The organism is Streptomyces alboniger, from assembly GCF_008704395.1.
Classification (GTDB): Bacteria; Actinomycetota; Actinomycetes; order Streptomycetales; family Streptomycetaceae; genus Streptomyces; species Streptomyces alboniger.
Genome location: NZ_CP023695.1, coordinates 7,034,906 through 7,061,160, shown reverse-complemented (window position 1 = coordinate 7,061,160; position 26,255 = coordinate 7,034,906). Strand labels below are relative to the sequence as shown.

Annotated in this window: 24 protein-coding genes and 1 pseudogene; 14 read left to right on the top strand and 11 right to left on the bottom strand. The window is 71.0% G+C overall.

From position 1 onward, the window contains the following. Positions 1-19 precede the first annotated feature (19 nt). Positions 20-1,161: pseudogene (locus CP975_RS31030) on the bottom strand (acyl-CoA dehydrogenase family protein). A 61-nt stretch (positions 1,162-1,222) separates the two neighbouring features. Then, on the bottom strand, positions 1,223-2,365 hold the full coding sequence (locus CP975_RS31025) for a CaiB/BaiF CoA transferase family protein (RefSeq protein ID WP_150477594.1): 1,143 nt from the start codon (positions 2,363-2,365) through the stop codon (positions 1,223-1,225). Between the two features lie 167 nt (positions 2,366-2,532). On the opposite strand from CP975_RS31025, the gene CP975_RS31020 reads away from it, so the two are divergent. Together CP975_RS31020 and CP975_RS31015 are read left to right on the top strand one after the other, a co-directional pair. Then, the gene (locus tag CP975_RS31020) at positions 2,533-2,982 is read left to right on the top strand and encodes a 2-thiouracil desulfurase family protein (RefSeq protein ID WP_055533789.1); all 450 of its coding nucleotides are present in this window, start codon (positions 2,533-2,535) and stop codon (positions 2,980-2,982) included. Between the two features lie 69 nt (positions 2,983-3,051). Continuing rightward, positions 3,052-4,275: a saccharopine dehydrogenase family protein gene (locus CP975_RS31015; RefSeq protein WP_055533790.1), complete on the top strand. Its 1,224-nt coding sequence runs from the start codon at positions 3,052-3,054 to the stop codon at positions 4,273-4,275. 57 nt (positions 4,276-4,332) lie between these two features. Here the strand turns inward: CP975_RS31015 and CP975_RS31010 are convergent, their stop codons facing one another. Together CP975_RS31010 and CP975_RS31005 are read right to left on the bottom strand one after the other, a co-directional pair. Next, positions 4,333-5,787 carry a glyceraldehyde-3-phosphate dehydrogenase gene (locus tag CP975_RS31010; protein WP_055533791.1) on the bottom strand — a complete coding sequence of 485 codons (1,455 nt, stop codon included), beginning with the start codon at positions 5,785-5,787 and terminating at the stop codon, positions 4,333-4,335. Between the two features lie 58 nt (positions 5,788-5,845). After that, complete coding sequence (locus CP975_RS31005; RefSeq protein ID WP_055533792.1) at positions 5,846-6,535, bottom strand: endonuclease V; 690 nt, start codon at positions 6,533-6,535, stop codon at positions 5,846-5,848. Positions 6,536-6,719: 184 nt separating this feature from the next. On the opposite strand from CP975_RS31005, the gene CP975_RS31000 reads away from it, so the two are divergent. From CP975_RS31000 to CP975_RS30990, 3 genes are all read left to right on the top strand, one after another. Beyond that, positions 6,720-7,235, top strand: a complete 516-nt coding sequence (locus tag CP975_RS31000) for a hypothetical protein (RefSeq protein WP_055533793.1) — start codon at positions 6,720-6,722, stop codon at positions 7,233-7,235. Between the two features lie 89 nt (positions 7,236-7,324). Next, positions 7,325-8,758, top strand: coding sequence for a flotillin family protein (locus tag CP975_RS30995; protein ID WP_055533795.1), 1,434 nt, complete (start codon positions 7,325-7,327; stop codon positions 8,756-8,758). A gap of 21 nt (positions 8,759-8,779) precedes the next feature. Next, positions 8,780-9,079: a YciI family protein gene (locus tag CP975_RS30990; RefSeq protein ID WP_055533796.1), complete on the top strand. Its 300-nt coding sequence runs from the start codon at positions 8,780-8,782 to the stop codon at positions 9,077-9,079. 17 nt (positions 9,080-9,096) lie between these two features. Here CP975_RS30990 and CP975_RS30985 read toward each other — a convergent pair whose 3' ends face one another. Beyond that, entirely contained in the window at positions 9,097-10,203 is a 1,107-nt protein-coding gene (locus CP975_RS30985) for a WD40/YVTN/BNR-like repeat-containing protein (RefSeq protein WP_199783124.1), read from the bottom strand. A 213-nt stretch (positions 10,204-10,416) separates the two neighbouring features. Between CP975_RS30985 and ssgD the strand changes: the two genes are divergently transcribed. After that, positions 10,417-10,833, top strand: a complete 417-nt coding sequence (ssgD, locus tag CP975_RS30980) for a spore wall synthesis regulator SsgD (RefSeq protein WP_150477593.1) — start codon at positions 10,417-10,419, stop codon at positions 10,831-10,833. Positions 10,834-10,859: 26 nt separating this feature from the next. Here the strand turns inward: ssgD and CP975_RS30975 are convergent, their stop codons facing one another. Then, entirely contained in the window at positions 10,860-11,786 is a 927-nt protein-coding gene (locus CP975_RS30975) for an SMP-30/gluconolactonase/LRE family protein (protein ID WP_055533798.1), read from the bottom strand. Between the two features lie 122 nt (positions 11,787-11,908). Between CP975_RS30975 and CP975_RS30970 the strand changes: the two genes are divergently transcribed. From CP975_RS30970 to CP975_RS30945, 5 genes are all read left to right on the top strand, one after another. Continuing rightward, positions 11,909-12,385: an Lrp/AsnC family transcriptional regulator gene (locus CP975_RS30970; protein WP_055533834.1), complete on the top strand. Its 477-nt coding sequence runs from the start codon at positions 11,909-11,911 to the stop codon at positions 12,383-12,385. Between the two features lie 255 nt (positions 12,386-12,640). Next, entirely contained in the window at positions 12,641-14,284 is a 1,644-nt protein-coding gene (locus CP975_RS30960; RefSeq protein WP_055533799.1) for an ABC-F family ATP-binding cassette domain-containing protein, read from the top strand. A 10-nt stretch (positions 14,285-14,294) separates the two neighbouring features. Beyond that, on the top strand, positions 14,295-16,598 hold the full coding sequence (locus CP975_RS30955) for an ATP-binding cassette domain-containing protein (protein WP_055533800.1): 2,304 nt from the start codon (positions 14,295-14,297) through the stop codon (positions 16,596-16,598). 36 nt (positions 16,599-16,634) lie between these two features. Beyond that, positions 16,635-17,411 carry a dimethylargininase gene (gene ddaH / locus CP975_RS30950; RefSeq protein WP_055533801.1) on the top strand — a complete coding sequence of 259 codons (777 nt, stop codon included), beginning with the start codon at positions 16,635-16,637 and terminating at the stop codon, positions 17,409-17,411. Between the two features lie 156 nt (positions 17,412-17,567). Continuing rightward, positions 17,568-18,539: an acyl-ACP desaturase gene (locus CP975_RS30945; RefSeq protein ID WP_055533802.1), complete on the top strand. Its 972-nt coding sequence runs from the start codon at positions 17,568-17,570 to the stop codon at positions 18,537-18,539. Between the two features lie 166 nt (positions 18,540-18,705). Here CP975_RS30945 and CP975_RS30940 read toward each other — a convergent pair whose 3' ends face one another. Further along, the gene (locus CP975_RS30940) at positions 18,706-18,960 is read right to left on the bottom strand and encodes a WhiB family transcriptional regulator (RefSeq protein ID WP_030785908.1); all 255 of its coding nucleotides are present in this window, start codon (positions 18,958-18,960) and stop codon (positions 18,706-18,708) included. Positions 18,961-19,041: 81 nt separating this feature from the next. After that, positions 19,042-19,839 (bottom strand): VOC family protein, encoded by a 798-nt coding sequence (locus tag CP975_RS30935; RefSeq protein WP_055533803.1) that lies wholly within the window; start codon positions 19,837-19,839, stop codon positions 19,042-19,044. Between the two features lie 200 nt (positions 19,840-20,039). On the opposite strand from CP975_RS30935, the gene CP975_RS30930 reads away from it, so the two are divergent. After that, positions 20,040-21,278, top strand: coding sequence for a glycoside hydrolase family 64 protein (locus CP975_RS30930; protein ID WP_055533805.1), 1,239 nt, complete (start codon positions 20,040-20,042; stop codon positions 21,276-21,278). Positions 21,279-21,297: 19 nt separating this feature from the next. On the opposite strand, the gene CP975_RS30925 is transcribed toward CP975_RS30930, so the two are convergent. After that, positions 21,298-22,329: a LacI family DNA-binding transcriptional regulator gene (locus CP975_RS30925; protein WP_055533809.1), complete on the bottom strand. Its 1,032-nt coding sequence runs from the start codon at positions 22,327-22,329 to the stop codon at positions 21,298-21,300. Positions 22,330-22,483: 154 nt separating this feature from the next. Here CP975_RS30925 and CP975_RS30920 point away from each other — a divergent pair, with 154 nt between their 5' ends. Beyond that, on the top strand, positions 22,484-22,984 hold the full coding sequence (locus CP975_RS30920; protein ID WP_055533811.1) for a putative immunity protein: 501 nt from the start codon (positions 22,484-22,486) through the stop codon (positions 22,982-22,984). A 154-nt stretch (positions 22,985-23,138) separates the two neighbouring features. Here the strand turns inward: CP975_RS30920 and CP975_RS30915 are convergent, their stop codons facing one another. Then, positions 23,139-23,933, bottom strand: coding sequence for a phosphotransferase (locus CP975_RS30915; RefSeq protein WP_055533835.1), 795 nt, complete (start codon positions 23,931-23,933; stop codon positions 23,139-23,141). Positions 23,934-23,997: 64 nt separating this feature from the next. Continuing rightward, on the bottom strand, positions 23,998-25,029 hold the full coding sequence (ligD, locus tag CP975_RS30910) for a non-homologous end-joining DNA ligase (protein ID WP_055533817.1): 1,032 nt from the start codon (positions 25,027-25,029) through the stop codon (positions 23,998-24,000). A gap of 73 nt (positions 25,030-25,102) precedes the next feature. On the opposite strand from ligD, the gene CP975_RS30905 reads away from it, so the two are divergent. Beyond that, the gene (locus CP975_RS30905) at positions 25,103-26,173 is read left to right on the top strand and encodes an ATP-dependent DNA ligase (protein ID WP_055533818.1); all 1,071 of its coding nucleotides are present in this window, start codon (positions 25,103-25,105) and stop codon (positions 26,171-26,173) included. Positions 26,174-26,255 lie beyond the last annotated feature (82 nt).

Sequence of the window (26,255 nt, the reverse complement as noted above, 5' to 3'; positions counted from 1 at the left end):
GGGCGAGGGGCCTGAGGGGTCAGCCGAGGACGGAACGGCCGATGATCTCCTTCATGATCTCGGTCGTGCCGCCGTAGATGGTCTGGATGCGTCCGTCGGTGAAGGCCTTGGCGACGCGGTACTCCGTCATGTAGCCGTAGCCGCCGTGCAGTTGCAGGCAGCGGTCGGCGACGCGCTTTTGGAGTTCGGTGGCCCACCACTTCGCCATCGACGCGTGGACGGCGTCGAGTTCGCCGTTCGCGTGATCGACGATGCACCGGTCGAGGAACGTACGGGTGACGGCGCACTCGGTGGCCATCTCCGCGATCTCGAAGCGGATGTGCTGGAGCTTGGCGAGCGGGCGCCCGAAGGCCTCGCGCTCCTTGACGTACGTGGTGGTGATCTCCAGGAGGTGCTCGGCGGCGGCGATCCCGGCGACGGCGATGCCCATCCGCTCCTGCGCGAGTTCGTCATCAGGTGCACGAAGGCGCCGTCGAGTTCGCCGAGGAGGTTCTCCTTCGGTACGCGTACGTCGTTGAAGAACAACTCGGCGGTGTCCTGGGCCTTCTGGCCGATCTTGTCGAGGTTGCGGCCCCGCTCGAAGCCCTCCATGCCGCGCTCGACGACCAGCAGGGACAGGCCGTGCGCGCCGCCCTCGGGGGACGTCTTGGCGACGACGATGACGAGGTCGGCGAGGATGCCGTTGGAGATGAACGTCTTGGAGCCGTTGAGGACCCAGTGGTCGCCCCGGTCCTCGGCACTGGTGCGGATGCCCTGGAGGTCGGAGCCCGCGCCGGGCTCGGTCATCGCGATGGCGGTGATGGTCTCGCCAGTGCAGAAGCCGGGCAGCCAGCGGCGCTTTTGCTCCTCGGTCGCGAGGGAGGTCAGGTAGGGGCCGATGATGTCGTTGTGCAGGCCGACCGCGAGTCCGGCGGCGCCCGCGCGCGTGAACTCCTCGGCGAGGACCGCGGAGTAGCGGAAGTCGGCGTTCCCCCCGCCGCCGTACTCCTCGGGGACTGCGAGCCCGAGCAGCCCCTGCCTCCCGGCCGCGAGCCAGGCCGCGCGGGAGACGATGCCGTCCTTCTCCCACTGCTCGTAGTGCGGGAGCACTTCCTTGGCGAGGAAGGTGCGCACGGTCTCGCGGAACGCGTCGTGCTCGGCGGAGAAGATCTGCCGTCTCATCTGTACGTGGCCTCCTGGAGCCCGTTCGCAGGGCCAGCCCTTGGCGGTTTCGGTCAACAGGTCAACGCGGCTGGGCCGGTCGTGCGAGGGCCGGTACGTCCCAGTCGCGGGCCACCTCGGCGGTGTCGGCGCCCGGCTGTGCGGGGCCCGTGCGCACCTGTGCGGGGGTCGTGGAGAAGCGGGGCGCGGGGGCGGGCTGGGTGATGCCGCCGTGGTCGGTGAAGGTGCCGCGGGCGGCGAGGTGGGGGTGCGCGGGCGCCTCGCGCAGGGACAGCACGGGGGCCACGCACGCGTCCGAGCCCTCGAAGACGGCCGTCCACTCCTCGCGCGTACGTTCCTTGAAGCGGGCGGCGACGGCCTCGCGCAGCTCGTCCCAGCGGGCCAGGTCCTTGCGGGCGGGGGCCACCTCGGCGAGCCCGAGCAGCGCGACGAACTCGTCGTAGAACTGCTGCTCGAGGGAGCCCACGGCCATGTAACCGCCGTCGGAGGTCTCGTAGGTGCCGTAGAAGGGGCAGCCCCCGTCGAGGAGGTTGGCGCCGCGCCGGTCCTGCCAGCTGCCGGCCGCGAGCATGCCGTGGATCATCGCGGAGAGGTGAGCGGCCCCGTCGACGATCGCGGCGTCCACCACCTGCCCCTCGCCGTGCACGCGCGCGTGGGTGAGCGCGGAGAGGACGCCGACGACCAGGTAGAGCGAGCCGCCCGCGTAGTCACCGATGAGGTTGGCGGGGATCGCGGGCGGCTCCCCGGGGTTGCCGATCATCCCGAGCGTTCCGGTGATCGCGATGTACGCGATGTCGTGCCCGGCGCGCTGGGCGAGCGGCCCCTGTTGCCCCCAGCCGGTCATCCGGCCGTAGACGAGCCGCGGATTGCGCGCGTGGCAGTCCTCGGGGCCGATGCCGAGGCGCTCGGCCACACCGGGCCGGTATCCCTCGATGAGGATGTCGGCGCGCTCGACCAGGCCGAGGACCTGCGCCGCGCCGCCGTCGGCCTTCAGGTCGACGATCACCGAGCGCTTGTTGCGGTTGGTGACGTCGCACGCCGGGTCGATGGCGAGGCCGCCGCCGTCCGGGCGGTCCACGCGTACGACGTCGGCTCCGAGGTCGGCCAGAAGCATGGCCGCGAACGGGCCGGGCCCGATGCCCGCCAGCTCCACCACGCGCACCCCGGCGAGCGGACCGTTAACGCCCTTGCCCGGCACTGCCATTGAGCCCCCAGCGCTATGACGCAGCTATGACACAACTGATGTAACACCAGTGATGCTAAGAACGTGTTCCACCGTGCACAAGCCCCTGGCGCCCCCTGGCGAGCAAGCGCTTAGCCAATCTTGGTCCCCCGTGTGATCCCGGCCGGGCCGGTGCCTAGCCTGAAGGCATGGATTCCGTACTGGTCAGCGCGTGTCTGCGGGGAGTGCCGTGCCGCTACGACGGGCGCGACAAGGCCGCGCCCGGACTCGACGATGCCGTGGCGGGCCGCGCGGTCGTGTCCTTCTGCCCGGAGGCCGCCGGTGGCCTGCCGACGCCGCGGCGCCCCGCGGAGCTGGTCGGCGGCGACGGCCATGACGTCCTGGACGGCCGCGCGCGGGTCGTCGAGGACACGGGACGCGACGTGACGGCCGAGTTCGTGGACGGCGCGCACCGGGCGCTCGCGGCCGCCCGGCACGCCGGATGCGCCGAGGCGCTGCTGATGCCGCGCAGTCCCTCGTGCGGGCGCGGGACGGTGTACGACGGGTCGTTCGGCGGGGAGTTGGTGGCGGGCGACGGGGTCACGGCGGCGCTGTTCGAGCGGAACGGCATCGTGGTGCGGTCGGGGCCGGGGGTGTAGGCCCGGTCTGTCGCGGCGCGCGCTAGCCTCGGCCACCACGACCGCACGGACCGTACGGCGAGAGGTGCCATGACCAGTCACCAGAACGAGACCAGCGGCAACACCACGACCGGCGGGAAGAAGAACCGCCCGTACGACATCGTGCTCTTCGGAGCGACCGGCTTCGTGGGGGTGCTCACCGCGGAGTATCTGGCCGCGCACGCCCCGAAGGAGGTGCGCTGGGCGCTCGCGGGGCGCGACACCGCCAAGCTGGGGAAACTGCGGGAGCGCCTGGCCGCGATCGACCCGGCCTGCGCCGAACTCCCTCTCGTGCGCGCCGATGTGGCCGACCCGGAGTCCTTGCGGGAGATGGCCGACCACGCGCGCGTGGTCGCCACGACCGTCGGCCCCTATCTGACGTACGGGCAGGAACTGGTCGCCGCGTGCGCGGAGTCGGGGACGGACTACGTGGATCTGACGGGCGAGCCGGAGTTCGTCGACCTGATGTATGTGCGGCACGACGCACGCGCGCGGGAGACCGGCGCGCGGCTCGTGCACTCCTGCGGCTTCGACTCCGTCCCGCACGACCTGGGCGCGTACTTCACGGTGAAGCAGCTGCCGGAGGGTGTGCCGCTGCGGGTCGACGGGTTCGTACGGACCAACGGGCAGTTCTCGGGCGGCACCTTCGCCTCCGCGCTCAACCAGTTCGGCAGGGGCCCGCAGATGATGGCCGCCGCCAAGGAACGCCGGCGCCACGAATCCCGCCCGGCGGACCGCAGGGCGTACGCCCCGCCGAGCCCGCCGCGGTACGCGGGCGAGGTCGGCGCCTGGGCGCTGCCCCTGCCGACGATCGACCCGCAGGTGGTGCAGCGCTCGGCGCGGGCCCTCGACCGGTACGGGCCCGACTTCCGCTACCGGCACTACGCGGCCGTGCGGACGCTGCCGATGGCTCTCGGGGGCACGCTCGCCGTCGGCGGTCTGCTGGCGGCCGCGCAACTGCCGCAGGCGCGCCGGTGGCTTTCGGGACGGCTGAAGCCCGGCGACGGGCCGGGTCCGGAGCGGCGGGCCAAGGCGTGGTTCTCGGTGCGGTTCGTCGGCGAGGGCGGCGGCAAGCGGGTCTTCACCGAGGTCTCGGGCGGCGATCCGGGCTACGACGAGACCGCGAAGATGCTGGCCGAGTCGGCGCTGTGCCTCGCGCTGGACGCCCTGCCGCCGACCGCGGGGCAGGTCACCACGGCCGAGGCGATGGGCGACGCGCTGCTCGCGCGGCTGGACGCGGCGGGGCTCTCCTTCAGGGTCGCGTCGGTGCGCTAGGAGAGCCTGTCGGGTGCCCGGCCCCACTGCTTGTGCGGGGCGGGGCACCCGTGCGGATCAGGCGACCGGTACGGGGTACGTCGGGTACTCCACCCCGGAGACGTGCTGGACGACGCGGATGACCTGGCACGAGTAGCCGAACTCGTTGTCGTACCAGAGGTAGAGGATCGCGTTGTCGCCGTCGACCTTGGTCGCGCCCGCGTCGACGATCGAGGCGTGGCGCGAGCCGATGAAGTCGTTGGAGACCGCGTCGGGGGCGCTGGTGAAGTCGATCTGGCGCTTGAGCGGCGAGGTCAGGGAGACGTTGCGGAGGTAGTCGAGGACTTCCTCGCGGGTGGCCTCGCGGCCGAGCGTCAGGCTGAGGATCGCGATCGAGACGTCCGGCACCGGGACGCGGATCGAGCTGCCGGTGATCGGCGCCTTCAGGTCCGGCAGCGCCTTGGCGACGGCGGAGGCGGCGCCCGTCTCGGTGATCACCATGTTGAGCGGCGCCGAGCGGCCGCGGCGGTCGGCCTTGTGGTAGTTGTCCAGGAGGTTCTGGTCGTTGGTGAACGAGTGGATGGTCTCCACGTGGCCGCGCAGCACGCCGTACTCGTCCGCCATCGCCTTCAGCGGCGGGACGATCGCGTTGGTGGTGCAGGAGGCGCAGGACAGGACCCGCTCGTCCGGCTTGATCGTGTCGTGGTTGACACCGTGCACGATGTTGGGCACGTCGCCCTTGCCCGGGGCGGTCAGGACGACCTTGTCGATGCCGGGGCGCAGGTGCTTCGACAGGCCCTGGCGGTCGCGCCACTTGCCGGTGTTGTCGATGAGGATGGCGTCCTTGATGCCGTACGCCGTGTAGTCGACCTCGGAGGGGTCGTTGGCGTAGATCACCTTGATCTCGTTGCCGTTGGCGATGATCGTGCTGCTCGCCTCGTCGACGGTGATCGTGCCCTGGAACTGGCCGTGGATGGAGTCGCGGCGCAGCAGCGAGGCCCGCTTGACGATGTCCTCGGCGGCCCGCTCGCCGCCCCCGCGCACGACGATGGCGCGCAGCCGCAGGCCGTTGCCGGAGCCGGCCTTCTCGATGAGCAGGCGGGCGACGAGGCGGCCGATGCGGCCGAAGCCGTAGAGGACGACGTCGCGGCCCTCGCGGCACTCGATCTTGTTCTCGCCCGTGGCGCCCGCGACGGCCTCCGCGGTGAACTCCGCCACCGAAAGGCCGCGGTCGTCGCTCTTGTACGTCGCGGCGAGCATGCCGATGTCGATCTGGGAGGGGCCGAGGTCGAGCGCGGTGAGAGCCTGGAGGAAGGGCAGCGTCTCGGTGACCGACAGCTCCTCGCCGGCGATCTGCCGGGCGAAGCGGTGGGTCTTGAGGATGCTGACCACCGACTTGTTCACCAGGGAGCGGCTGTGCAGCAGGACCGTCACGTCCCGCTCGCGGTGCAGCTTCCCGATGATCGGGATCATCGACTCCGCGATCTCCTCGCGGTGCTTCCAGTTGGTGAACGAGTCGTCGTTGACAGTCACAGGTTTCTCTTTCGAGCTAGGCGGCGCTCATATGCTAACCCGCCCTTCTTTTGATCGTTCACCCGGCCGATTCCCGCAAGGCCGCCCGGCACAGCGCGTCCGCGCGGCGGGTGGATTCCGGCAGGCGGTAGCGGGGCGTGAGGCGCAGCGCGTGGGCGCAGGCGTTGGCCAGCGTCACCCGGTGGCCGGCCGAGACGAAGACCGGCTTCACGCCCTCGCGGGTGCGCAGCGCCCGGCCCACCTCCTCCGCGCCGTCCAGCAGGGGTGAGGCGCTGCCGCGGGGCGCGGCCGGAGCCTCGTACGAGAAGGTGAAGGGGTTCTTCGCGACGCCCATCGTCGCCAGTCCCGTCAGGACGCCGAGGTGGCTCGCGAGGCCGAAGCGGCGGGGGTGCGCGATGCCGTAGCCGTCGCAGACGACCAGGCCCGGATCGGCCGTGAGCCCGGAGAGCGCGGTGAGCACGGCCGGGATCTCCCGGAAGGCGAGCAGGCCCGGCACGTAGGGGAAGGCCACGGTGCCGACGGCCGTCGCCTCCTCGACCACGTCGAGCGTCGCCGCGTCGAGCACGACGACGGCCGCGGCGACGACATCCCGCTCGTCGTCGTAGGCGACGTCCACCCCGGTCACGTGTCCGGTGCCGGGCGGCGGACCGGGTTCGTCGAGTACGACGCGGTCGCGCAACGCGTCCTGGACGGCGCGGGCCGCCTTCTCGTCGGCGGGCCAGTCGGAGGGCAGTGGGTAGCTGATCATGGTGCGGGTCAGCCTAGTTGGCGGTCCGGGCGCCCCCCTCTGCGCCGCCACAGCCGCCCCGGTCGGCGCCGACCGGCATTAAGGACGCGTAAAGACTGCCGGAACCAGGCAATGAGAGGTGTCGTACGGGCATGTCATGATCTCTTCGTACCGAGGTGAACGGCATGACGGGGGAAGCGATCCGATGACGGTCTTTCTGGGTCTCGGCATCGCGGGGATCGTGCTGCTGGTGCTCTCGCTCGTCCTCGACGGAGTGCTCGAAGGGCTCTTCGGGGGCGCGGGCGTGCTGGACGGGCTCTTCGACGGGCTCCTTTCACTGCCGGTCGTCGCCGGCTTCGTGTCGATGCTCGGCTTCGGGGGAGCGATCGTGCTCGGCACGACCGGTCTCGGCGCGGGCCCCGCCACCGTCGCGGGCGCCTGCGCCGGGCTCGGCGCCGGCTGGGTCACCTGGAAGATGACCCGCGCCCTGATGCGCGACCAGACCACGCCCACGCCGCGCGGCGACGACCTCGTCGGCACGGCGGGCTCCGTCGTCACCGCGATCCCGGCGGACGGCTACGGCGAGGTGCTGCTGCACCTCGCGGGCCAGCCCGTGAAGTACGCGGCACGCAGCTCGGCCGCCGTGGCGCGAGGCACCGAGATCTGGGTCGACGCGGCTCTTACGCCGACCTCGGTGGCGGTACGGCCCGTGGAGCGCTGACTCCGCGCGCGTACCGGCCGAACCAGACCCACGTCACCACCCACATGTAACCGATCTGCCGTCCCCGGGCGGCAGGGGGGAAACGCACCATGAGTCCAGTTCTGACCGCCGTCGTCGGAGTCGTCGTACTCCTCGTCCTGTTGGCGCTCGTCGTCATCACCCGCTACAAGGTCGCCGGGCCCAGCGAGGCCTTCATCGTGACCGGGCGGCGCGGCAAGACGTCCACCGATCCGGACACCGGCCGTGTCATGACCGACAACAGCGGTCAGAAGGTCGTGGTCGGCGGCGGCGTCTTCGTCGTGCCGTTCGTGCAGCAGAAGTTCACCCTCGACCTGTCCTCGCGGCACATCCCGATCGCGGTGCGCGGCGCCGTCACCCTGCGCGGTGTGAAGGCCAACCTCGAAGGCGTCGCCATCGTGAAGGTGGGCGGCACCGAGGATTCCATCCGCGCCGCCGCGCAGCGCTTCCTCGTGCAGCAGGACGGCATCGTCGGCTTCACCCAGGAGGTGCTCTCCGGAGCACTGCGCTCCATAGTGGGGCGGATGTCGGTGGAGGACATCATCCGTGACCGTGCCGCGTTCGCCGGGCAGGTCGCCGAGGAGGCCGAGGCCAGCCTCTCCGGCCAGGGCCTGGTCCTGGACGCCTTCCAGATCCAGGACATCACCACCGAGGGCTCCTATCTGGAGGACCTCGGGCGCCCCGAGGCCGCCCGCGCCAAGCAGGAGGCGGACATCGCCGAGGCCGTGGCGCGCCGCGCCGCCGAGCAGGCGCGGCTGAAGGCCGAGGAGGAGATCGCGATCGCCCAGCGGACGTTCGCGCTCAAGCAGGCCGAGATCAAGGCCGAGACGGACGAGGCGGCGGCGCGCGCCGCCGCCGCGGGGCCGCTCGCCGAGGCGGCGCGGCAGCAGGACGTCCTGACCGAGCAGGAGAAGGTCGCCCAGCGCCAGGCCGCCCTGACCGACAGCGAGTTGGACACGAAGGTCCGCAAGCCCGCCGACGCCGCGCGCTACCAGGCCGAGCAGGAGGCGGAGGCCCGCAGGATCGGCCTGGTCAAGCAGGCCGAGGCCGACGCCGAGCGGGCTCGCCTCACCGGTGAGGGCGAGAAGGCGCACCGTGCCGCGCTCGCCGACGCCGTACGTCTTGAGGGCGAGGCCGAGGCGGCCTCGATCGGCGCGAAGGGTGCCGCGGAGGCGGAGGCGATGCACAAGAAGGCCGACGCGTTCGCGCGGTACGGCGACGCGGCGGTCCTCCAGATGCTCGTGGAGGTCCTGCCGAGCGTGGTCGCCAAGGCGTCCGAGCCGCTCAGCGCGGTGGACAAGATGACGGTGATCTCCACGGACGGGGCGAGCCAGCTGTCCCGCACGGTCGCGGACAACGTCGCCCAGGGCGTCGAACTCCTCAGCTCCACCACGGGAGTCGACCTCGCCGAACTCCTCAAGGGCATCACCGGAGGCAAGACGCCCTCTCCGGCGCCCGCCCCGGCGCCCACCTCGGCGAACGGCCGCATCGACGTCACCGACTGACCGACTAGTAGCCTCGCGGTCATGTTCCTTCTCGAATTGACCTACACCGCGCCCGTCGCCGCCGTCGACGAGCAGCTGGCGGCCCATGTGGCCTGGCTCGACGAGCAGTACGAGGCCGGGGTGTTCCTCGCCTCCGGGCGCAAGAACCCGCGCGACGGCGGTGTGATCATCGCCGTGGCCCGGGACCGCGCGCGGATCGAGGAGATCACCGCGGCGGACCCGTTCGTCCTGGCCGGGGTCTGCGAGTACCGGATCACCGAGTTCTACGCGACGAAGACGGTCCCGGCACTCGCCTCGTACCGCGAGCAGCTGCCCGCGTAACCCCGGGACCGGCGCCCTCAGCGCTCCAGGCGGGCGATCCGTCCCTTCTCGCCCGACGCCCAGCAGCCCCGGTCCGGGGCGCAGTCCACGGTGTCGTACGAACCCGTGTCGACCGTCCGCCAGGTCCGCCCGCCGTCCTTCGTGACGTCGGTGCCCGTCGGGCCGACCGCGAGGGCCGTGGCGCGGCTGTGCGGGAACCACGTCACGCCCGAGCGGTAGGCGGGCGGCGGATGCTCGGCCGGGGCCCAGGTGCGGCCGCCGTCGCGGGTGACCGCCGCCGCCTTCGGCGAGGCCTGGTCGGCCCGGTAGTCGCCGCCGACCGCGATGCCGTGCGAGCGGTCGCGGAAGGCGAGGCCGAAGACACCGCGGGCCGGGTCGCCCGCGGGGATCGGCGCGTCGGTGGCCGTCCAGGTCCGACCGCGGTCGGCGGAGTGCAGGATCCGGGCGCGGGCCGCCCCTCCGGTGGCCAGCCACACGTCGCGCGGCCCCGAGGCGACCAGGCACTGGCCGCTCGCCGCGAACGCCGCCTCGCCCTCCTGCGCCGCGGGCATGCCGCTGCTCGGCAGGACCTTCCAGGAGCGGCCGCCGTCGGCCGTGGACAGGATGCGGTACCTGCCGTCGACGGGGTCGCTCATCGCCAGGCCGTGGCGGCGGTCGAAGAAGGTCACGCAGTCGTAGAAGGCCCGGGGGTCGGTGTTGCGGAAGGACTCCGTCCAGGTCGCGCCGCCGTCCTCGGTGCGCAGCACCCTGGACGCCTCGCCCTCGCCGATGGCGAGGACCACCGCGCGCCGGCCGTCGAAGGCCTCGACGTCCCGCAGTTCGAGAGCGGCGCCTCCCGGCGGGGACACATCGCGCCACGTCCTGCCGCCGTCCGCGGTGCGCAGCACGGTGCCCTTGGACCCGGCCACCCAGGCCGTGTCGCGGCTGACGGCGGCGAGGCCGCGGAAGCGGGCGTCGGTGCCGCTGTCCTTGAGCCGCCAGCTCAGGCCCCCACCCGGGGTGTGGTCACGCCCGTCCGGCAGGGCGGTCGCGGGCGGCGCGAGCACGGCTCCGGCGAGCGCCGCCCCGCACAGTCCCGCCAGTACCGCGCGCCTCATCGACTTCGACTTCCCCATGGCCCTCATGGCGGGCGAAGCTAGCCGACGCGCCGGGGCTCGTCCAGATGGCCGGAAGGGCTCCCCCGGAAGACGGGTGCCGGGAACCGCGGGCGTCTCCAGGGTGTCGCGGTGACAGAGGTCACTCGGTCTCACCCACCCGGCGTGTGCACGGATCTCGTCATTCCGTCGTCTATTCAAGTGCCGACCCCAGTCGTCCAGCAGTCAGTGAGGGAGCAGGCGTTGTCCACCGTCATCGAACAAGCCGTAGAGGCCCGCCTGGTCGCCGCCGCGCCGCGGATGCCGACCATTCCCGCAACGCTCCACTACGACCGGCGGGACCCCTTCGCCGTACGGATGAGCTTCCCCGCCCCCGCGACGCTGGAGGGCATCGAGGTCTACTGGACCTTCGCCCGCGAACTGCTCACCGAGGGCGTGGAGCGCGCGGTGGGCGACGGCGACGTGCGGGTGCGGCCGTACGGTTTCGACCGCACGGTCGTGGAGTTCCACGCACCCGAGGGGACCGCGATCGTCCACATCCGCACCGGAGAACTCCGCCGTTTCCTGCACCGCTCGACGGCCCTGGTGCCGGTCGGCCAGGAGCACCGCCACGTCGACCTGGACCAGGACCTGGCGGAGCTGATGCGGGACGCGTGCTGAGCCGCCGCTGACGGGGCCGGGCCCGGTCAGGTCCGCACGCGCGGCAGCCCCGTGATGCCCATCACCAGGGAGTACAGCGAGGTCGTCGCGGTGATGAAGAGGCGGTTGTTCTTGGGGCCGCCGAAGGCGATGTTGGAGACGGGCTCGGGGATGTTCAGGCGGCCGATGAGCGTCCCGTCCGGGTCGTAGCAGTGCACCCCGCCGTCCATGGCGGCCGCCCACAGGCGCCCTCCGTCGTCGAACCGGAGGTTGTCGAAGTGGCTGACGCCGTCCGTGGTCCTGGCGAAGACGTCCCCGTCGGAGAGCGTTCCGTCGTCGCGGACGTCGAAGACGCGGATGACGCCGCCGCGCGTGTCCGAGACGTACAACTGCCGCTCGTCGGGTGAGAAGACGAGTCCGTTCGGCGCCTCGAAGCAGTCCGCGACCAGGCGCACCTCCCCCGTGGCCGGGTCGATCCGGTAGACGTTGAGGCCGTCCTGCTCGCGCTCCGCGCGGAAGCCCTCGTAGTCGCTGGTGATCCCGAAGTCGGGGTCGGAGAACCACACCGAGCCGTCGGAGCGTACGACCGCGTCGTTCGGGCTGTTGAGCCGCTTGCCGTCGTAGCGGTCGGCGAGCACGGTGAGGCTGCCGTCCGGCTCGGTGCGGGTGACCCTGCGGTTGCCCTGCTCGCAGGAGATCAGCCGCCCCTCGCGGTCGAGCGTGTTGCCGTTGCTGTGCCCGGCCGCGGAGCGGAAGACGGAGACCGCTCCGGTCGCCTCGTCCCAGCGCAGCATCCGGTCGTTCGGGATGTCGCTCCAGATCAGCTGGCGCCAGGCCGGGAGGTAGAGGGGCCCCTCCGCCCAGCGGCAGTCGCCGTACAGCTTCTCCAAACGGCTGTCGCCGTTGGCGCACCGTCCGGTGCGGAACCGGTCGTCCAGGATCTCGTACAGCACAGTCTCGTCGGAGCCGGACATCGTTACCCCCATGCAGTGGTGAACTGAATCTTGTACAGCCGACGTGGACTATGCCAGAACCGTATATGGTTGCGCCATGGGAATGGTGGATGGGGGACGGTGAACCGGGGATGGTGCATGACGTGGACGACATCGACCGCAGGCTGATCGCGCTGCTCCAGCAGGACGCGACCACCGCGTACGCCGCGCTCGGCAAGGAGGTGGGCCTGTCGGCGGGCGCCGCCCACGAGCGCGTGCGCAAGCTGCGCGAGCGGGGCGTCATCCGGCGCACCACCATCGACGTGGACCCGGCGGCGCTCGGCCGGGGTGTCCTCGCCTTCGTGATGGTCGACTCGACCGCCTGGATGGGGGATTCGGCCGAGGCATTCGCGGCGATCCCGGAGATCCAGGAGGCGCATGTCATCGCGGGCAGCGCCGCGGTCCTGGTGAAGGTGCGCGCCGCGACGACGGAGGAGCTCCAGGACGTGCTGCGCAGGCTGTACGCGATCGAGGGCGTGAGCGGGACGCAGGCGACGGTGTCCCTGGAGACCTTCTTCGAGCGGCCGGTCCCGCCCGCCCCGCCGAGCGGCGGCGGGGCGGTGAAGCCGATAAAGCGTTGACAGGGCCCCGGGCGGATTCCTATCGTGTACAACGGTTCTGTTGCCGTCGATAGGAGAAGGACGTTGCTCGTCTGAGGTCATGAGACACCGCGTCACGCAGCTTCCGCGCTGCCGTGCACGTCGCGTGCGACCTCGGCATACGAGCCGTCCCGTCCCCCGGCACAGGCCTTTCCTCTTTTCCGGCCTCACCCCGCCGCGGTGTCTCGAACGCGTTGCCCCTGACCGCGCTCCACACCACGCAACCGCGAGTCCTGTATGTCTACTTCCCCCACCTCCATCACCTGCACGTCACTCACCTTCACCTGGGCCGACGGCACCAGCGTCCTCGACGGCCTGCAAGTGGCCTTCGGCCCCGGCAGGACCGGCCTCATCGGCGTCAACGGCTCAGGTAAATCAACCCTGTTGAAGCTGATCGCCGGTGAGCTGACCCCCACCGAAGGCACCGTCAAGGTCGCCGGCGAGGTCGGCTACCTGCCGCAGAGCGTCACCCTCGACACCGGCCTGCGCGTCGACGAGGTGCTCGGCATCGCCGCGACGCGCGCCGCGCTGCACGCCATCGAGGCGGGCGACGCGCGCGAGGAGCACTTCGCGGTGGTCGGCGACGACTGGGACGTCGAGGAGCGCGCCCTCGCGACCCTCGACCAGCTCGGCCTCGGCCACATCGGCCTCGACCGCACCACGGGCGAGGTCTCGGGCGGCGAGTCGGTGCTACTGCGCCTCGCCGCGCTGCTCCTGCGCCGGCCCGATGTCCTGCTGCTCGACGAACCGACCAACAACCTCGATCTGTACGCCCGTCGGCGTCTGTACGCGGCCGTCGAGGCGTGGTCCGGAGTCCTCGTCGTGGTCAGTCACGACCGTGAACTCCTCGATCTGGTCGACCAGATCGCCGATCTGCGGGACGGCGAGGTCAGTTGGTACGGCGGCAACTTCAGCGCGTACGAGGAAGTCCTCGCCGCCGAGCAGGAGGCGGCGGAGCGCATGGTGCGCGTCGCCGAGTCCGATCTGCGCAGGCAGAAGCGCGATCTGGCCGACGCCCAGGTCAAGTTGGCCCGCCGCAAGCGCTACGGCCAGAAGATCCAGGACAGCAGGAGCCAGCCGAAGATCTTGATGGGCGCCCGCAAACGGGCCGCACAGGAGTCGGCGGGCAAACACCGCATCATGCACGAGGAGAAGCTCGCCGAGGCCAAGGAGCGTCTCGACGACGCCGTGGAGGCGGTGCGGGACGACGACGAGATCCGCGTCGACCTGCCGCACACCCTGGTGCACCCGGGCCGCACCGTCCTCACCCTGAGCGGTCTGGAGCTGCGCTACGGGGCCCGCGTCCAGGGCGAGTTCGAGCTGCGCGGCCCGGAGCGGATCGCGCTGATCGGGCGCAACGGCGCGGGCAAGACCACGCTGTTGCGCACCATCGCCGGTGAGCTGGAGGCGGTCGCCGGGGAGGCACGGGCGCATGTGCCGATGCGGTTCCTGCCGCAGCGGCTGGACGTTCTGGACGGCGAGCTGACCGTCGCCGAGAACGTGGCGGCATATGCCCCCGACGCGACCAACAACCGCGTCCGGGCGCGCCTGGCCCGCTTCCTGTTCAAGGGCGCCAAGGCCGACCAGCGGGCGGCGACCCTCTCGGGCGGCGAGCGGTTCCGCGCGGCGCTCGCGGCGCTGCTCCTCGCCGAGCCCGCGCCGCAGCTGCTCATGCTCGACGAGCCGACGAACAACCTCGACATGGCGAGCGTGAGGCAGCTGTCGTCGGCCCTGGAGTCGTACGAGGGCGCGCTGATCGTGGCCAGTCACGACCTGCCGTTCCTGGAGTCCATCGGCATTACGCGCTGGCTGCTCCTCGACGGGGAACTGAAGGAAATCACCCAGGAAAAGAAGACAGAAGCTGTCTGGTTTGACGACTAACGTCCGGTGCATGCACCAGGACACACACGACTGCATCACCATCACCGGAGCCCGTGAGAACAACCTCAAGGAGGTGAACCTGAGCATCCCGAAAGGCCGTCTCACGGTCTTCACCGGGGTATCGGGGTCGGGAAAGTCGTCGGTCGTCTTCGACACGATCGCGGTCGAGTCCCAGCGCCAGCTGAACGAGACCTTCACCTGGTTCGTGCGCAACCGGCTGCCGAAGTACGAGCGGCCGCACGCGGACGCCATCGAGGATCTCTCGCCCGCGATCGTCGTCGACCAGCGGCCGATCGGCGGCCACTCCCGCTCCACCGTGGGCACCATGACGGACGTCTACTCCGTGATCAGGGTGCTCTTCTCCCGGCACGGCACGCCGAGCGCGGGCCCCGCGACGGCGTACTCCTTCAACGACCCGTCGGGCATGTGCCCGCGCTGCGACGGCCTCGGCCGGACCGTGCGGCCCGACTACGACCGCATCCTGGACCCCGCCAAGTCCCTGGCGGACGGCGCGATCCTCTTCCCGCCGTTCGCCGCGGGGACCTGGCACGGCCAGACGTACACCAACACGCCCGACCTCGACCCGCACAAGCCGGTCGGGCATTTCACCGAAGCGGAGCGGCAGTTCCTCATGCGCGGCGGGCGCGGCAGGAAGAAGGTCAGTGTCGACAACACCGGCGGCGCACGGGACATCGACTACGAGGGCCTCGCCGACCGCTTCGAGCGCCTGTACCTCAACCGCGATCTGTCCGCCCTCGCCCAGAAGACCCGCGACCTGGTGCAGGGCTTCCTTGTGCAAGGCACCTGCCCGTCCTGCCACGGGGCGCGGCTCAATCCGGCGGCGCTCGCCACCCGTATCAACGGCCTGGGCATCGCCGACTGCACCCGGATGGAAGTCACCGACCTCATCGAGGAGTTGGGCCGCGTCCACGACCCGGTAGCGGGCCCGATCGCCGCGGCGGCCGTGGCGGCCCTGGAGCGCATCGAGGCGATCGGCCTCGGCTATCTGAGCCTGGACCGCGAGACGTCCACGCTCTCCGGGGGCGAGGGCCAGCGGCTGAAGATGGTGCGCCACCTCGGCTCCAGCCTCACCGGCATGACGTACATCTTCGACGAGCCGAGCGTCGGCCTGCACCCGCGCGACGTGGGCCGCCTCAACGACCTGCTGCTGCGGCTGCGCGACAAGGGCAACACCGTCCTGGTCGTCGAACACGACCCGGACGTGATCGCGGTCGCCGACCATGTCGTCGACATGGGGCCCGCGGCCGGCGCCGACGGCGGCCTCGTCGTCTTCGAGGGCACCCCGGACGAACTACGGCAGGCGGACACCCTCACCGGCCGCCACCTGCGCGGCTTCCGGGGCGTCAAGGAGCACCCGCGCGAGGCGACCGGCGGGCACTGGATCAGGGGCGCCGATCTGCACAACCTGAAGAACGTCAGCGTGCGGGTGCCGACCGGGGTGCTCACCGCGGTCACCGGCGTCGCCGGTTCCGGCAAGAGCACTCTGGTGTCGAAGGCGTTCACCGAGGCGCACCCGGACGCCGTGGTCGTCGACCAGTCGTCCATCGGCATCTCCGGCCGCTCCACCCCGGCGACGTACCTCGGGATCATGGACACGGTACGCAGGCTCTTCGCCCGGGAGACGGGCACGAGGGCGAGTCTGTTCAGCTTCAACTCCCATGGAGCGTGCGAGCGTTGCCGGGGGCGCGGGATCATCTACAGCGACCTGGCGTTCATGGACCCGGTGACCACGACGTGCGAGGCGTGCGAGGGGCGGCGCTTCAAGGACGAGGTGCTGCGCCTCACCGTCGACGGCCGGTCCGTCGTGGACGTGCTGGAGATGACCGCGGAGCGTGCGCTGGACTTCTTCGAGCGCTTCGACGACACGGCGGTGCGCCGGCGCCTCGGCGCCCTGCGGGACGTGGGGCTCACCTACCTCACGCTCGGGCAGCCGCTCAGCACCCTGTCCGGCGGTGAGAGGCAGCGCATCAAGCTGGCCACGCAGCTGCACCGCACCGGAACGACGTACGTCCTGGACGAACCGACCACCGGCCTGCACATGGCGGACGTCGACGGGCTGCTCGCGCTGCTCGACCGGCTCGTCGACGCCGGGAACACAGTGGTCGTCGTCGAGCACAACCTCGACGTCGTCAAGCACGCGGACTGGGTCATCGACCTCGGCCCCGACGGCGGCAAGCACGGCGGGCGGATCGTCTTCGAGGGGACCCCGGAGCGGCTGCTGCGGGCGCGGGGCTCGTTCACGGCGGACCACCTCCGAAACGCTCTGGGCGTGGACGGGGAACGCGCTGCATGATGTGCGGCACCGCCCCGCCCCCGTGAGGAGAACACCGTGCCCAGCAAGAAGGCCCTGATCCGCCGCCCCGGCCCGCGTCTCGCCGAAGGCCTGCTCACCCACCTGGAGCGCTCCCCGGTGGACGTGGCGCTGGCGCTGCGGCAGTGGGAGGCGTACGTCGCGGCGCTGGACGCCCACGGCTGGGAGACGCTGGAGGTTCAGCCCACCGACGACTGCCCGGACTCGGTGTTCGTGGAGGACGCGGTGGTGGTCTTCCGGAACGTGGCGCTGATCGCCCGGCCGGGGGCCGATGCCCGGCGGGGCGAGACGCCGGGCGTCGAGGAGACGGTCACCCGGCTCGGCTGCTCGGTGAACCGGATCCGGGAGCCCGGCACGCTCGACGGCGGTGACGTCCTCAAGATCGGCGACACGATCTACGTGGGGCGGGGCGGCAGGACCAACGCGGAGGGCGTGCGGCAGCTGCGGGCCGTCTTCGAACCGCTCGGCGCGCGCGTGGTCGCCGTCCCCGTCGCCAGGGTCCTGCATCTGAAGTCCGCGGTGACGGCGCTGCCCGACGGGACGGTGATCGGGTACGAGCCGCTGGTCGACAGCGCCTCGCTGTTCCCGCGCTTCCTTCCCGTGCCCGAGGAGCCCGGCGCGCACGTGGTGCTGCTCGGCGGCACGAAGCTGCTGATGGCGTCGAGCGCCCCGAAGAGCGCGGAGCTGTTCGCCGATCTCGGTTTCGACCCGGTTCCGGTGGACATCAGCGAGTTCGAGAAGCTCGAAGGCTGTGTGACGTGCCTCTCAGTCCGGCTCCGTGAACTGTACGCCTGACCAGCAATGAGGCCTTTGTTGCGGGGAACACGGGTGGGGCCCGCCCTCACAGCCTCTTTACGGAGGGTTTAACCTACGGCAACGTAACCTACGAGACCGTAGGTAGTGCACCGCTCGCACTGCCCGTAAGCACCCCCGTCCCCGTATGGAGCCCACGTGACGATCACCTCTTCCCACCTCGGCAGCACGGACAGCTGGACCGATGCCCGGCTGCTCTACGCGCTGGAGGAAGTGGTCGAGCAGGAACTCAACCGCCACCTGAAGGTGGCGAAGGACTGGATGCCCCACGAGTACGTCCCGTTCTCCGACGCCCGTAACTTCCCCGGCTTCTTCGAGGACGGCGAAGCCTGGGAGAAGGGCCAGTCCCCGGTCACCGACATCGGGCGCATCGCCCTGGTGGTCAACCTGCTCACCGAGGACAACCTCCCCAGCTACCACCACGAGATCGCCTCCCTCTTCGGCCGCGACGGCGCCTGGGGCACGTGGGTGCACCGCTGGACGGCCGAGGAGGGGCGTCACGGCATCGTGATGCGCGACTACCTCCTCGCCTCCCGCGCGGTCGACCCCGACGAGCTGGAGCGGTTCCGGATGGTCCACATGAGCGAGGGCTTCGAGTCGGACAACCGCCACTCGATGCTGCACTCGGTCGCGTACGTGGCCTTCCAGGAGCTGGCGACCCGCATTTCGCACCGCAACACCGGACACCAGTCCGGCGACCCGGTCTGCGACCGCATGCTGGCGCGCATCGCCACCGACGAGAACCTCCACATGGTCTTCTACCGGAACCTGCTCAAGGCCGCCTTCGAGCTGGCTCCGGACCTGACGATGCAGTCCGTGCGGGACGTCGTGGTCAACTTCCGCATGCCGGGGCACGGCATGCCGGGCTTCGAGCGGGCCGCCGCGCAGATGGCCATCGGCGAGGTCTACAACCTGCGCATCCACCACGACGACGTGCTCCAGCCCGTGCTGCGTCACCTGAAGGTCCTGGAGATCGACGGCCTCGGCCCCGAGGGCCTCAAGGCCCAGGAGGAGCTGGGCTTCTACATGGGCGGGCTCGACGCGGAGGCGTCCAAGTTCGACGAGAGGCTGGCCGCTCGCAAGGCGCGGATGGCGGCCCGGGGCGCCTGACCGCCGCCCACCGGCGGCGCCGCATCGATGTACGGACACCCACTTTCTGTCCGGCGGGCGGGTGCGTCACGTCCATCCCCGCCTGTTCCGCCGGGTGCGGGCGGCGACCGGGCGGTTCACGGTCGCGTACGCCTGACCGTGGGTGACGCACCCGTGAAGGCGTACGTCACCGCGCGCTGTCCGGTACGCGTCTGAGGGCGTACCGCTCCTTCTCGGAGAGGCCGCCCCAGACGCCGAAACGCTCGTCGTTGGCGAGTGCGTACTCCAGGCAGGCCGGGCGCATCGCACACATCCGGCAGATGTACTTCGCCTCGCGCACCGAGCTTCCGGGCTCGGGGAAGAAGAAGTCCGCTCCGGTCTGCGCGCACAGCGCCTGCTCCTGCCAGGCGAGTTCGGGCTGGGCCGTCATGTCGATCTGCATGCCGTCGATACTGCACGGCCGCGCGAAACAACCGATCAACGAACGATCAACGACCGCCCGGTCACATGGCCCGCTCGACGCCTACGACTCCATCTGCTCTCCAGGAGGGGCCGGTTGCAGCACGGCGAACCGTGCGCCCGCCGGGTCCGCGAGCTTCGCGAAGCGGCCCACGCCCGGCATTTCCACGGTATCCATCCGCACCACGCCGCCCGACCGCTCGGCCTTGGCGACGGTGTCGTCGCAGTCGTCCACCTGGAAGTACGGCAGCCAGTACGCCCTGTCCTCCGAGGGGTCGCTGTCGAGGGGCACGATCCCGCCGAACATGTCGTCCGGACTGCCGTCGGCGGGATGCACCATCGTGTACGACCCACCGGGGAAGGCCATCTCGGTGGTCTGCCAGCCGAACACCGAGCCGTAGAACGAGGTGGCCGCGGAGACGTCCGGGGTGTACAGCTCGGTCCAGACCAGGCCACCCGGTTCGTTCAGAACATCGAGGCCCTTCAGCTCTCCCTGCTGCCACACCGAGAAGGGCACGCCCGCCGAGTCGGTGAGGCCGGCCATGCGACCGAGGTCGAGGACGTCCACCGCCGCGTAGAGCGTGCCGCCGCCGGCCTGCTCGACCGATTTCACCGTCGCGTCCACGTCCGCCGCGCGGAAGTAGAGCGTCCAGGCGGGCGGGGCCTCGTCGGCCGGCATCGCCATCGCGCCCGCCGCGGTCCTGTCGGAGATCTGGAACTGGCTGTAGCCCCCCACATCCGGGCCGCCCCGCTGGATCTCCCAGCCGAACAGTTCGCGATAGAAGGCGCTGACGCTGTCGAGGTCGGGGGCACACATGTCCACCCAGACCGGAGCACCTGGGACGAAACGGGTACTGAGCATGATCGACTCCTTTGTCGCATTCTCTCTGCCGTCCCTTCGAGTCTGGCACCCGCCACTGACAATCCGCTTGTTGTCATTTCCTGAAGGAGTGACATTTTTGAGAGCGCTCTCAGTCACATCTCTTGACGCTCCAATCGCCCGCCACGACAGTGGGCCCCGAAGCGCTCCCCCCTCCCCCACCACCGCGCAGGAGACCTTCCGTGATATCGCGTCGAATGTTCCTGACCACCGCCGCCGGTACCGCGGGCGCCCTCACCTACCCCCTCTGGGGGAGCGCTCTCGGCCCGAGCGCCCGGGCGGCCGGCCGGGCCGCGCCCGTCATCTGTGAGCTGGCCCTGCGCAACAAGTCGCTCCCGGGCCAGGTGCACGCCTACGTCACCGGCCATGAGCAGGGCACCGGCCGCCGGCTGCTGCTCAGGCCCGACGGCGGCGTCTATCGCCCCGGCTCACCCGCGGCGCCGCAGACCCCCCTGCCCGTCGACTGCGCCATCCCGCTCGGCGCCGCCGGTTCGGCACCCAGAGTGCTGACCCTTCCTCAGATGTACGGGGCGCGCGTCTACTTCGTGCGCGACGACAAGCTGGACTTCTTCCTCAACCCCGGCCCCGCCCTCGTCGAGCCCGCGTTCGCGACCCCCGCGGACCCCAACTACGGCCGCACGTGGTCGTTCTGCGAGTTCACCTTCAACCCCCAGCAGCTCTACGCCAACATCAGTTACGTCGACCTCGTCACCGCGCTGCCCATCGGGCTGACCCTGGAGGGCGACGCCACGCATACCGTCGCCCCGCTCCCCGACGGGGCCGTCGACAGGATCGCCGCGGATCTCACGGCGCAGGCGGCCAAGGACGGCCGACCCTGGGACGACCTGGTCATCCGGGGCGACGGCGGGGGCGTACTGAGGGTGATCTCGCCGCAGAACCTCATGGCGCCCTACTTCGACCGGCCCGACCGGATGCCCTTCCGCGACGTCTGGAACCGCTACGTCGACCAGGTGTGGGACAAGTACCGCTCGACCGACCTCAGGATCGACCTCCAGGGCGGGCGTGGTGTGTTCACCGGGCGCGTCAGGGGTGACGTACTGACGTTCAACGGCGGCCACTCCTTCACCAAGCCGACATCGAAGGACATCTTCACCTGCAACCACGGCCCGTTCACCAACAATCCCGGCGACCCCGACGACAAGAAGGGCCTCCTCGCGCGCCTCGCGGCCGGGTTCAACCGCAGCATCATGCTCACCCATGCCGAACAGCCCAACGGCACGACCGCCGCCGACCACTACCGGGGCGAGGTGACCAACCACTGGGCGCGGGTGGTGCACGCCAACTCCCCCATCGGGTACGCGTTCCCGTACGACGACGTGCGCCCCGACGGGCAACCGGACGTGTCGGGCGCCGCCCACGACGGGAACCCGCGGCGCTTCACGGTGAGCGTGGGGTCCTGACCGCGCCCCTTCCGGCCCCTCAGGCCGAGGCCCTGCGCACCAGCGCCGTCGGCAGGACCACACCGGCCGGCTCGGTGCCGAGGTCCTCTCCTCCCTTGCCGCGCAGAAGCATCCGGGCCATCAACCTGCCCATACCCTCAATGTCCTGACGGACCGTCGTCAGGGGTGGTTCGGTCTGCTCGGCCACCGGCAGCATGTCGTCGAAGCCGACCACCGCCACGTCGTCCGGCACCCGCTTGCCCCGCTCCCGCAGCACCCGCAGGGCTCCGGACGCCGACAGGTCGTTGGCCGTGAAGACAGCGTCCAACTCCGGTACACGGTCCAGGAGTTCCCGCATCGCGCGCTCCCCGCCCGCAGGCGTGAAGTCGCCCTCGGCGATCAGCCGCGGATCCACGTCGACGAGCACGTCACGGAAGCCGTCGAGACGGTCGACCGCGGACGTCTGGTCGAGGGGGCCGGTGATGTGGGCGACGCGGCTGCGGCCGAGGCCCACCAGATGCCGCACCGCCTCGCGCGCCCCGCCGCGGTTGTCGCAGTCGACGTACGAGACGCCCGGCTCACCCGGCCCCGGCTCGGGCCAGCCGGGGCGTCCCCCGAACACGGTCGGCACCCCGGCGCGCCGGATGATGCCGGGCAGCGGGTCGTCGAGGTGCAGCGAGAAGGCGAGAGCCCCGTCGACATGGCCGCCCGCCAGATAGCGGCCGACCCGTTCGTGGTCCTCGCGTCCCTCGGTGAGCAGCAGCACGAGCTGTATGTCATGCTCCGTCAGTTCCTTGCTGATGCCGCGCAGTTGGAGAGCGAAGAACGGGTCGGCGAAGACCCGTGTCTCCGGCTCGGCGATCACCACGGCGACCGCGTCGTGACGCCGGGTGACCAGACTGCGGGCGGCGCGGTTGGGGACGTAGCCCAGCTCGTCGACCGCGTGGCGCACCTTCTCGGCGAGCCTCTCCCGCACTCCCGGGTCGCCGTTGACGACTCGGGAGACGGTGGCCCTGGAGACCCCGGCACGGGCGGCCACGGCCTCCAGGGTGGGGCGCGGTTCCTCGGTCACCTTCGTTCACTCCTCCCTGTCGGTGTCAGGAGGCATCCTTCCGCATCGGCTTGCCGACCACCCCGGGAAGGGGCACTACAGTGATCACGCCCGGTACGTTCATGCGCTGGGGTGCTTTGGCGCGGGGCGGACGCAGGTATGAGGAGAGCGGCCCATGATCCTCCCGAAGGTCCGGGACCCTCGTCTCGTGACGATCCGACGCGGGGGGACACTCACCGATGCGGACCACCACCTCCTCGCGCTGTGGGCGGCCTCTTGCGCCGGACACGTCCTCGAACTCTTCGAGTCGGCTCGGCCGGAGGACCCGCGGCCGCGTCAGGCGATCGAGCACGCCCGTGCCTGGGTGCGCGGCGAGGTCCCGATGATGCGGGCACGCGCGGCGGGCGGCCACGCCATGGGGGCGGCGGCCAGGGACCTGCGCGGGGCGCCCCGGCACGCCGCGTACGCGGCTGGGCAGGCGGGGGCCGTCGCGCACGTCGCCGCACATGAACTCGGAGCGGCCGCCTACGCGATCAAGGCCGTGCGCGCTGCCGCGCCGGAAGGTGAGGGCGAGGCCGCGGGGCGGCGCGAGTGCCGGTGGCAGCGGGACCAGCTCCCGGACGCGATCCGCGAACTCGTACTGGACGACCAGCGGTTGCGGAACGACATCTGCTGACGCACGATGGGCCGTCATCGTGAGAGCGCCGCAGGCCGGCCTGCCCCCCCCCGAGCAGTCGTGCGGCATCGGCGTACGGCGATGACACGAGCGGGCGACCGCATCAGCGGCCGACCACATGAGCCTCCACGATCAACCGCCGTACGGAACAGGCTCAATCGGCGAGCAGCACGCGCAGCCACTCGTCTTCGCGTCGCTCGATGTATTCGGTATCGCTTCGCCAGACATCGCCGTGGCCTTCGGTCCACAGCCTGGCCCAGGGCTGTACACCGCAGGCAGCCTGGTCGCGTAGGAAGACATGCATGGAACGCGTTCTGCGCCCCAGCATCGGGACCAGCCGACGGCGTTCAGCCTCGTCTAGGCCGTAGGCGCCGACGAAGCCCCGCATCCGGTCTGCCGCATCGGGGCGCCGCCGGCGCGGATCGGCGGACAGCGGAACGAAGCCGTGAAGCGCGTACGCGAGGTCCCACAGGCGGGAACCGGGACCCGCTCCGTCCCAGTCGATGAGGGCCCACTGGCCCTGGCTCTGGCCCCCGCCTCCGACCACGAGGTTCCACGGAGCCAGGTCGTGATGGGCGATGATGTCGCTGCCCTCGGCGGGAATCAGCCTCTGCCAGCGCGCGTCGGGCGGTGGCGTGAAGTCCTGCACGGCATCGTGAAAGTCCCTGGTCAGCTGTGCCACGCGAGCCAGTTGCCGAGCGGGGTCCAGCAGCGAGAAACGGTCCGGCCAGACCACATCTCCTGGCATGAAGGTCAGGACCTCGCGCCCCTCGTCGTCGATGCCCAGCGGGCGGGGCGCCGCGTGGAATCCGACCTCATGGAGGTGGGTGAGCAGGGCGTGGACCGCAGGGGTCCATGGTCCAGTGGGACGGCGGACCGTGTCGCCCACCCGGACGACGCCCTCGCTGACATTGCCTCCGGCCAACGGCTGTTCCTCATCGGGCTCCATCAGGCCAGTGTGCCGAAGCAGCCGGCCCACCCATGATCGTGCCCCGGCGCCCGGCAGGCCGCCCTCACTCCTCGTGCTTCGCCCTGCTCGGCTGTACGCGCTTGGGCTCTCCCGGCATCTTCGGGTACTCCGGGGGGTACGGCAGGTCGCCGAGGTCGTGGTCTCTCTCGTCCTTGTCGGCGAGGTCGAGAAGGGCTTCGAGGGAGTGGGCGTGGTCCTCCATGCGCGCGTGGACGTCACCCAGCTTCGCGAAGCGGTCCGGCATCGTGGCGATGTCGAAGTCCTCCGGAGTGGCGTCGTCGACCTCGTCCCAGCGCAGGGGGGCCGATACGGGGGCGTGGGGGCGGGCCCGTACCGAGTAGGCGGAGGCGATCGTGCGGTCCCTGGCCGTCTGGTTGTAGTCCACGAAGATGCGGGGGCCGCGCTCCTCCTTCCACCATGCCGTGGTGACCTGGTCCGGCATGCGGCGCTCCAGTTCCCGTCCGCAGGCGATCGCCGCCCGCCGCACCTGGGTGAAGGTCCAGCGGGGTTCGATGGGCACGAACACGTGCATCCCGCGTCCGCCGGATGTCTTGGGCCAGCCGACCAGACCGCCGAACTCGTCGAGGACCGCGCGGAGCTCGTGCGCGGCCCGTACCGCGTCGGCGTAGTCCGTGCCGGGCTGCGGGTCGAGGTCGATGCGGAGTTCGTCGGGGTGGTCGAGGTCGTCGCGGCGCACCGGCCAGGGGTGGAAGGTGAGCGTGTTGTACTGGGCCGCCCAGATCACGGCGGCCACCTCGGTGGGGCACATCTCGTCGGCGGTGCGGCCGCTGGGGAAGGTGATGGTGGCGGTGGGGATCCAGTCGGGGTGGTTCTTCGGGGCCCGCTTCTGGTAGAAGAACTCGCCGGCCGCCCCGTCCGGGTAGCGCTGCAAGGTGGTGGGGCGGTTCCTGAGCGCGCGGAGGATGCCGGGGCCCACGGACACGAGGTACCGGGCGACGTCCAGCTTGGTGAAACCCCGCTCGGGGAAGACCACCCGGTCGGGGCTGGACAGACGTACGGTCCGCTCCCCCGTGTCGATCTCCACGGCCGCGCTCTTGCCCTTGGCTTCACCCATGGAGCCACGCTAAGCGGGCCGGACATTCACCGCACACCGGGCGGTATGGAGCGATTCCCCGCAGAATCGGACTATGGATCTGCCGGTGATGCCGCCCGTGAAGCCCATGCTCGCCAAGCCCGTCGCGAAGATCCCGCCGGGCATGCAGTACGAGGCGAAGTGGGACGGCTTCCGCGCGATCGTCTTCCGCGACGGTGACGACATCGAGATCGGCAGCCGTACGGGCAAGCCCCTCACCCGCTACTTCCCCGAACTGGTGGAGGCCCTGCGGGAACGTCTTCCGGAGCGCTGCGTGATGGACGGCGAGATCGTGATCGCCAGGGACGGGCACCTGGACTTCGACGCCCTCACCGAGCGCATCCACCCCGCGGCCTCGCGGGTCGCGACGCTCGCCGAGCGCACCCCCGCCTCCTTCGTCGCCTTCGACCTGCTCGCCCTCGCGGACGCCTCCCTGCTCGCCACCCCCATGGCCGAGCGGCGCGCACATCTGGAAGCGGCCCTCTCCAAAGTGACGCCCCCTGTCCACGTGGCACCGGCGACCACCGACGCGGAGGTGGCGCGGCACTGGTTCGAGCAGTTCGAGGGCGCGGGCCTCGACGGCGTCATCGCCAAGCCGCTCGACCTGCTCTACCGCCAGGACGAACGCGTCATGTTCAAGGTCAAGCACGAACGCACGGCAGACTGCGTGGTCGCGGGCTACCGCTTCCACAAGAGCGGCCCGGTGGTCGGCTCGCTCCTCCTCGGCCTGTACGACGACGCGGGCGCCTTGCAGCACGTGGGCGTCGCCGCCGCGTTCTCCATGAAGCGGCGCGCGGAACTCGTCGAGGAGCTGGAGCCGCTGCGGATGGAATCCGCAGCGGCTCACCCCTGGGCGGCGTGGGCGGACGAGGCGGCACACGAGACGGCGCGGCTGCCGGGAGCGCCGAGCCGCTGGTCGGGGAAGAAGGACCTGTCGTGGGTGCCGGTGCGCCCGGAGCGGGTCTGCGAGGTGGCGTACGACCATATGGAGGGCGGCCGGCGCTTCCGCCACACGGCGCGCTTCCGCACCTGGCGCCCCGACCGGGCCCCGGAGAGTTGCACGTACGCCCAGCTGGAGGAGCCGGTGCGGTACTCGCTCACGGATGTCCTGGGACCGCCGCGCTGACGCGTCGTTGCGCGACTTCCCTTCGCACCGTGACCACGGGTGCACCGTAATCACGCCAAAGTAGGAAGCCGCGTCTGCGTCT

Coding starts and splice junctions, on each gene's coding strand:
- CP975_RS31025 (WP_150477594.1), bottom strand. CDS start 2,365: ATGGCAGTGCCGGGCAAGGGCGTTAACGGTCCGCTCGCCGGGGTGCGC.
- CP975_RS31020 (WP_055533789.1), top strand. CDS start 2,533: ATGGATTCCGTACTGGTCAGCGCGTGTCTGCGGGGAGTGCCGTGCCGC.
- CP975_RS31015 (WP_055533790.1), top strand. CDS start 3,052: ATGACCAGTCACCAGAACGAGACCAGCGGCAACACCACGACCGGCGGG.
- CP975_RS31005 (WP_055533792.1), bottom strand. CDS start 6,535: ATGATCAGCTACCCACTGCCCTCCGACTGGCCCGCCGACGAGAAGGCG.
- CP975_RS31000 (WP_055533793.1), top strand. CDS start 6,720: ATGACGGTCTTTCTGGGTCTCGGCATCGCGGGGATCGTGCTGCTGGTG.
- CP975_RS30995 (WP_055533795.1), top strand. CDS start 7,325: ATGAGTCCAGTTCTGACCGCCGTCGTCGGAGTCGTCGTACTCCTCGTC.
- CP975_RS30990 (WP_055533796.1), top strand. CDS start 8,780: ATGTTCCTTCTCGAATTGACCTACACCGCGCCCGTCGCCGCCGTCGAC.
- CP975_RS30985 (WP_199783124.1), bottom strand. CDS start 10,203: ATGAGGGCCATGGGGAAGTCGAAGTCGATGAGGCGCGCGGTACTGGCG.
- CP975_RS30975 (WP_055533798.1), bottom strand. CDS start 11,786: ATGTCCGGCTCCGACGAGACTGTGCTGTACGAGATCCTGGACGACCGG.
- CP975_RS30960 (WP_055533799.1), top strand. CDS start 12,641: ATGTCTACTTCCCCCACCTCCATCACCTGCACGTCACTCACCTTCACC.
- CP975_RS30955 (WP_055533800.1), top strand. CDS start 14,295: ATGCACCAGGACACACACGACTGCATCACCATCACCGGAGCCCGTGAG.
- CP975_RS30940 (WP_030785908.1), bottom strand. CDS start 18,960: ATGCAGATCGACATGACGGCCCAGCCCGAACTCGCCTGGCAGGAGCAG.
- CP975_RS30935 (WP_055533803.1), bottom strand. CDS start 19,839: ATGCTCAGTACCCGTTTCGTCCCAGGTGCTCCGGTCTGGGTGGACATG.
- CP975_RS30920 (WP_055533811.1), top strand. CDS start 22,484: ATGATCCTCCCGAAGGTCCGGGACCCTCGTCTCGTGACGATCCGACGC.
- CP975_RS30915 (WP_055533835.1), bottom strand. CDS start 23,933: ATGGAGCCCGATGAGGAACAGCCGTTGGCCGGAGGCAATGTCAGCGAG.
- ligD (WP_055533817.1), bottom strand. CDS start 25,029: ATGGGTGAAGCCAAGGGCAAGAGCGCGGCCGTGGAGATCGACACGGGG.
- CP975_RS30905 (WP_055533818.1), top strand. CDS start 25,103: ATGGATCTGCCGGTGATGCCGCCCGTGAAGCCCATGCTCGCCAAGCCC.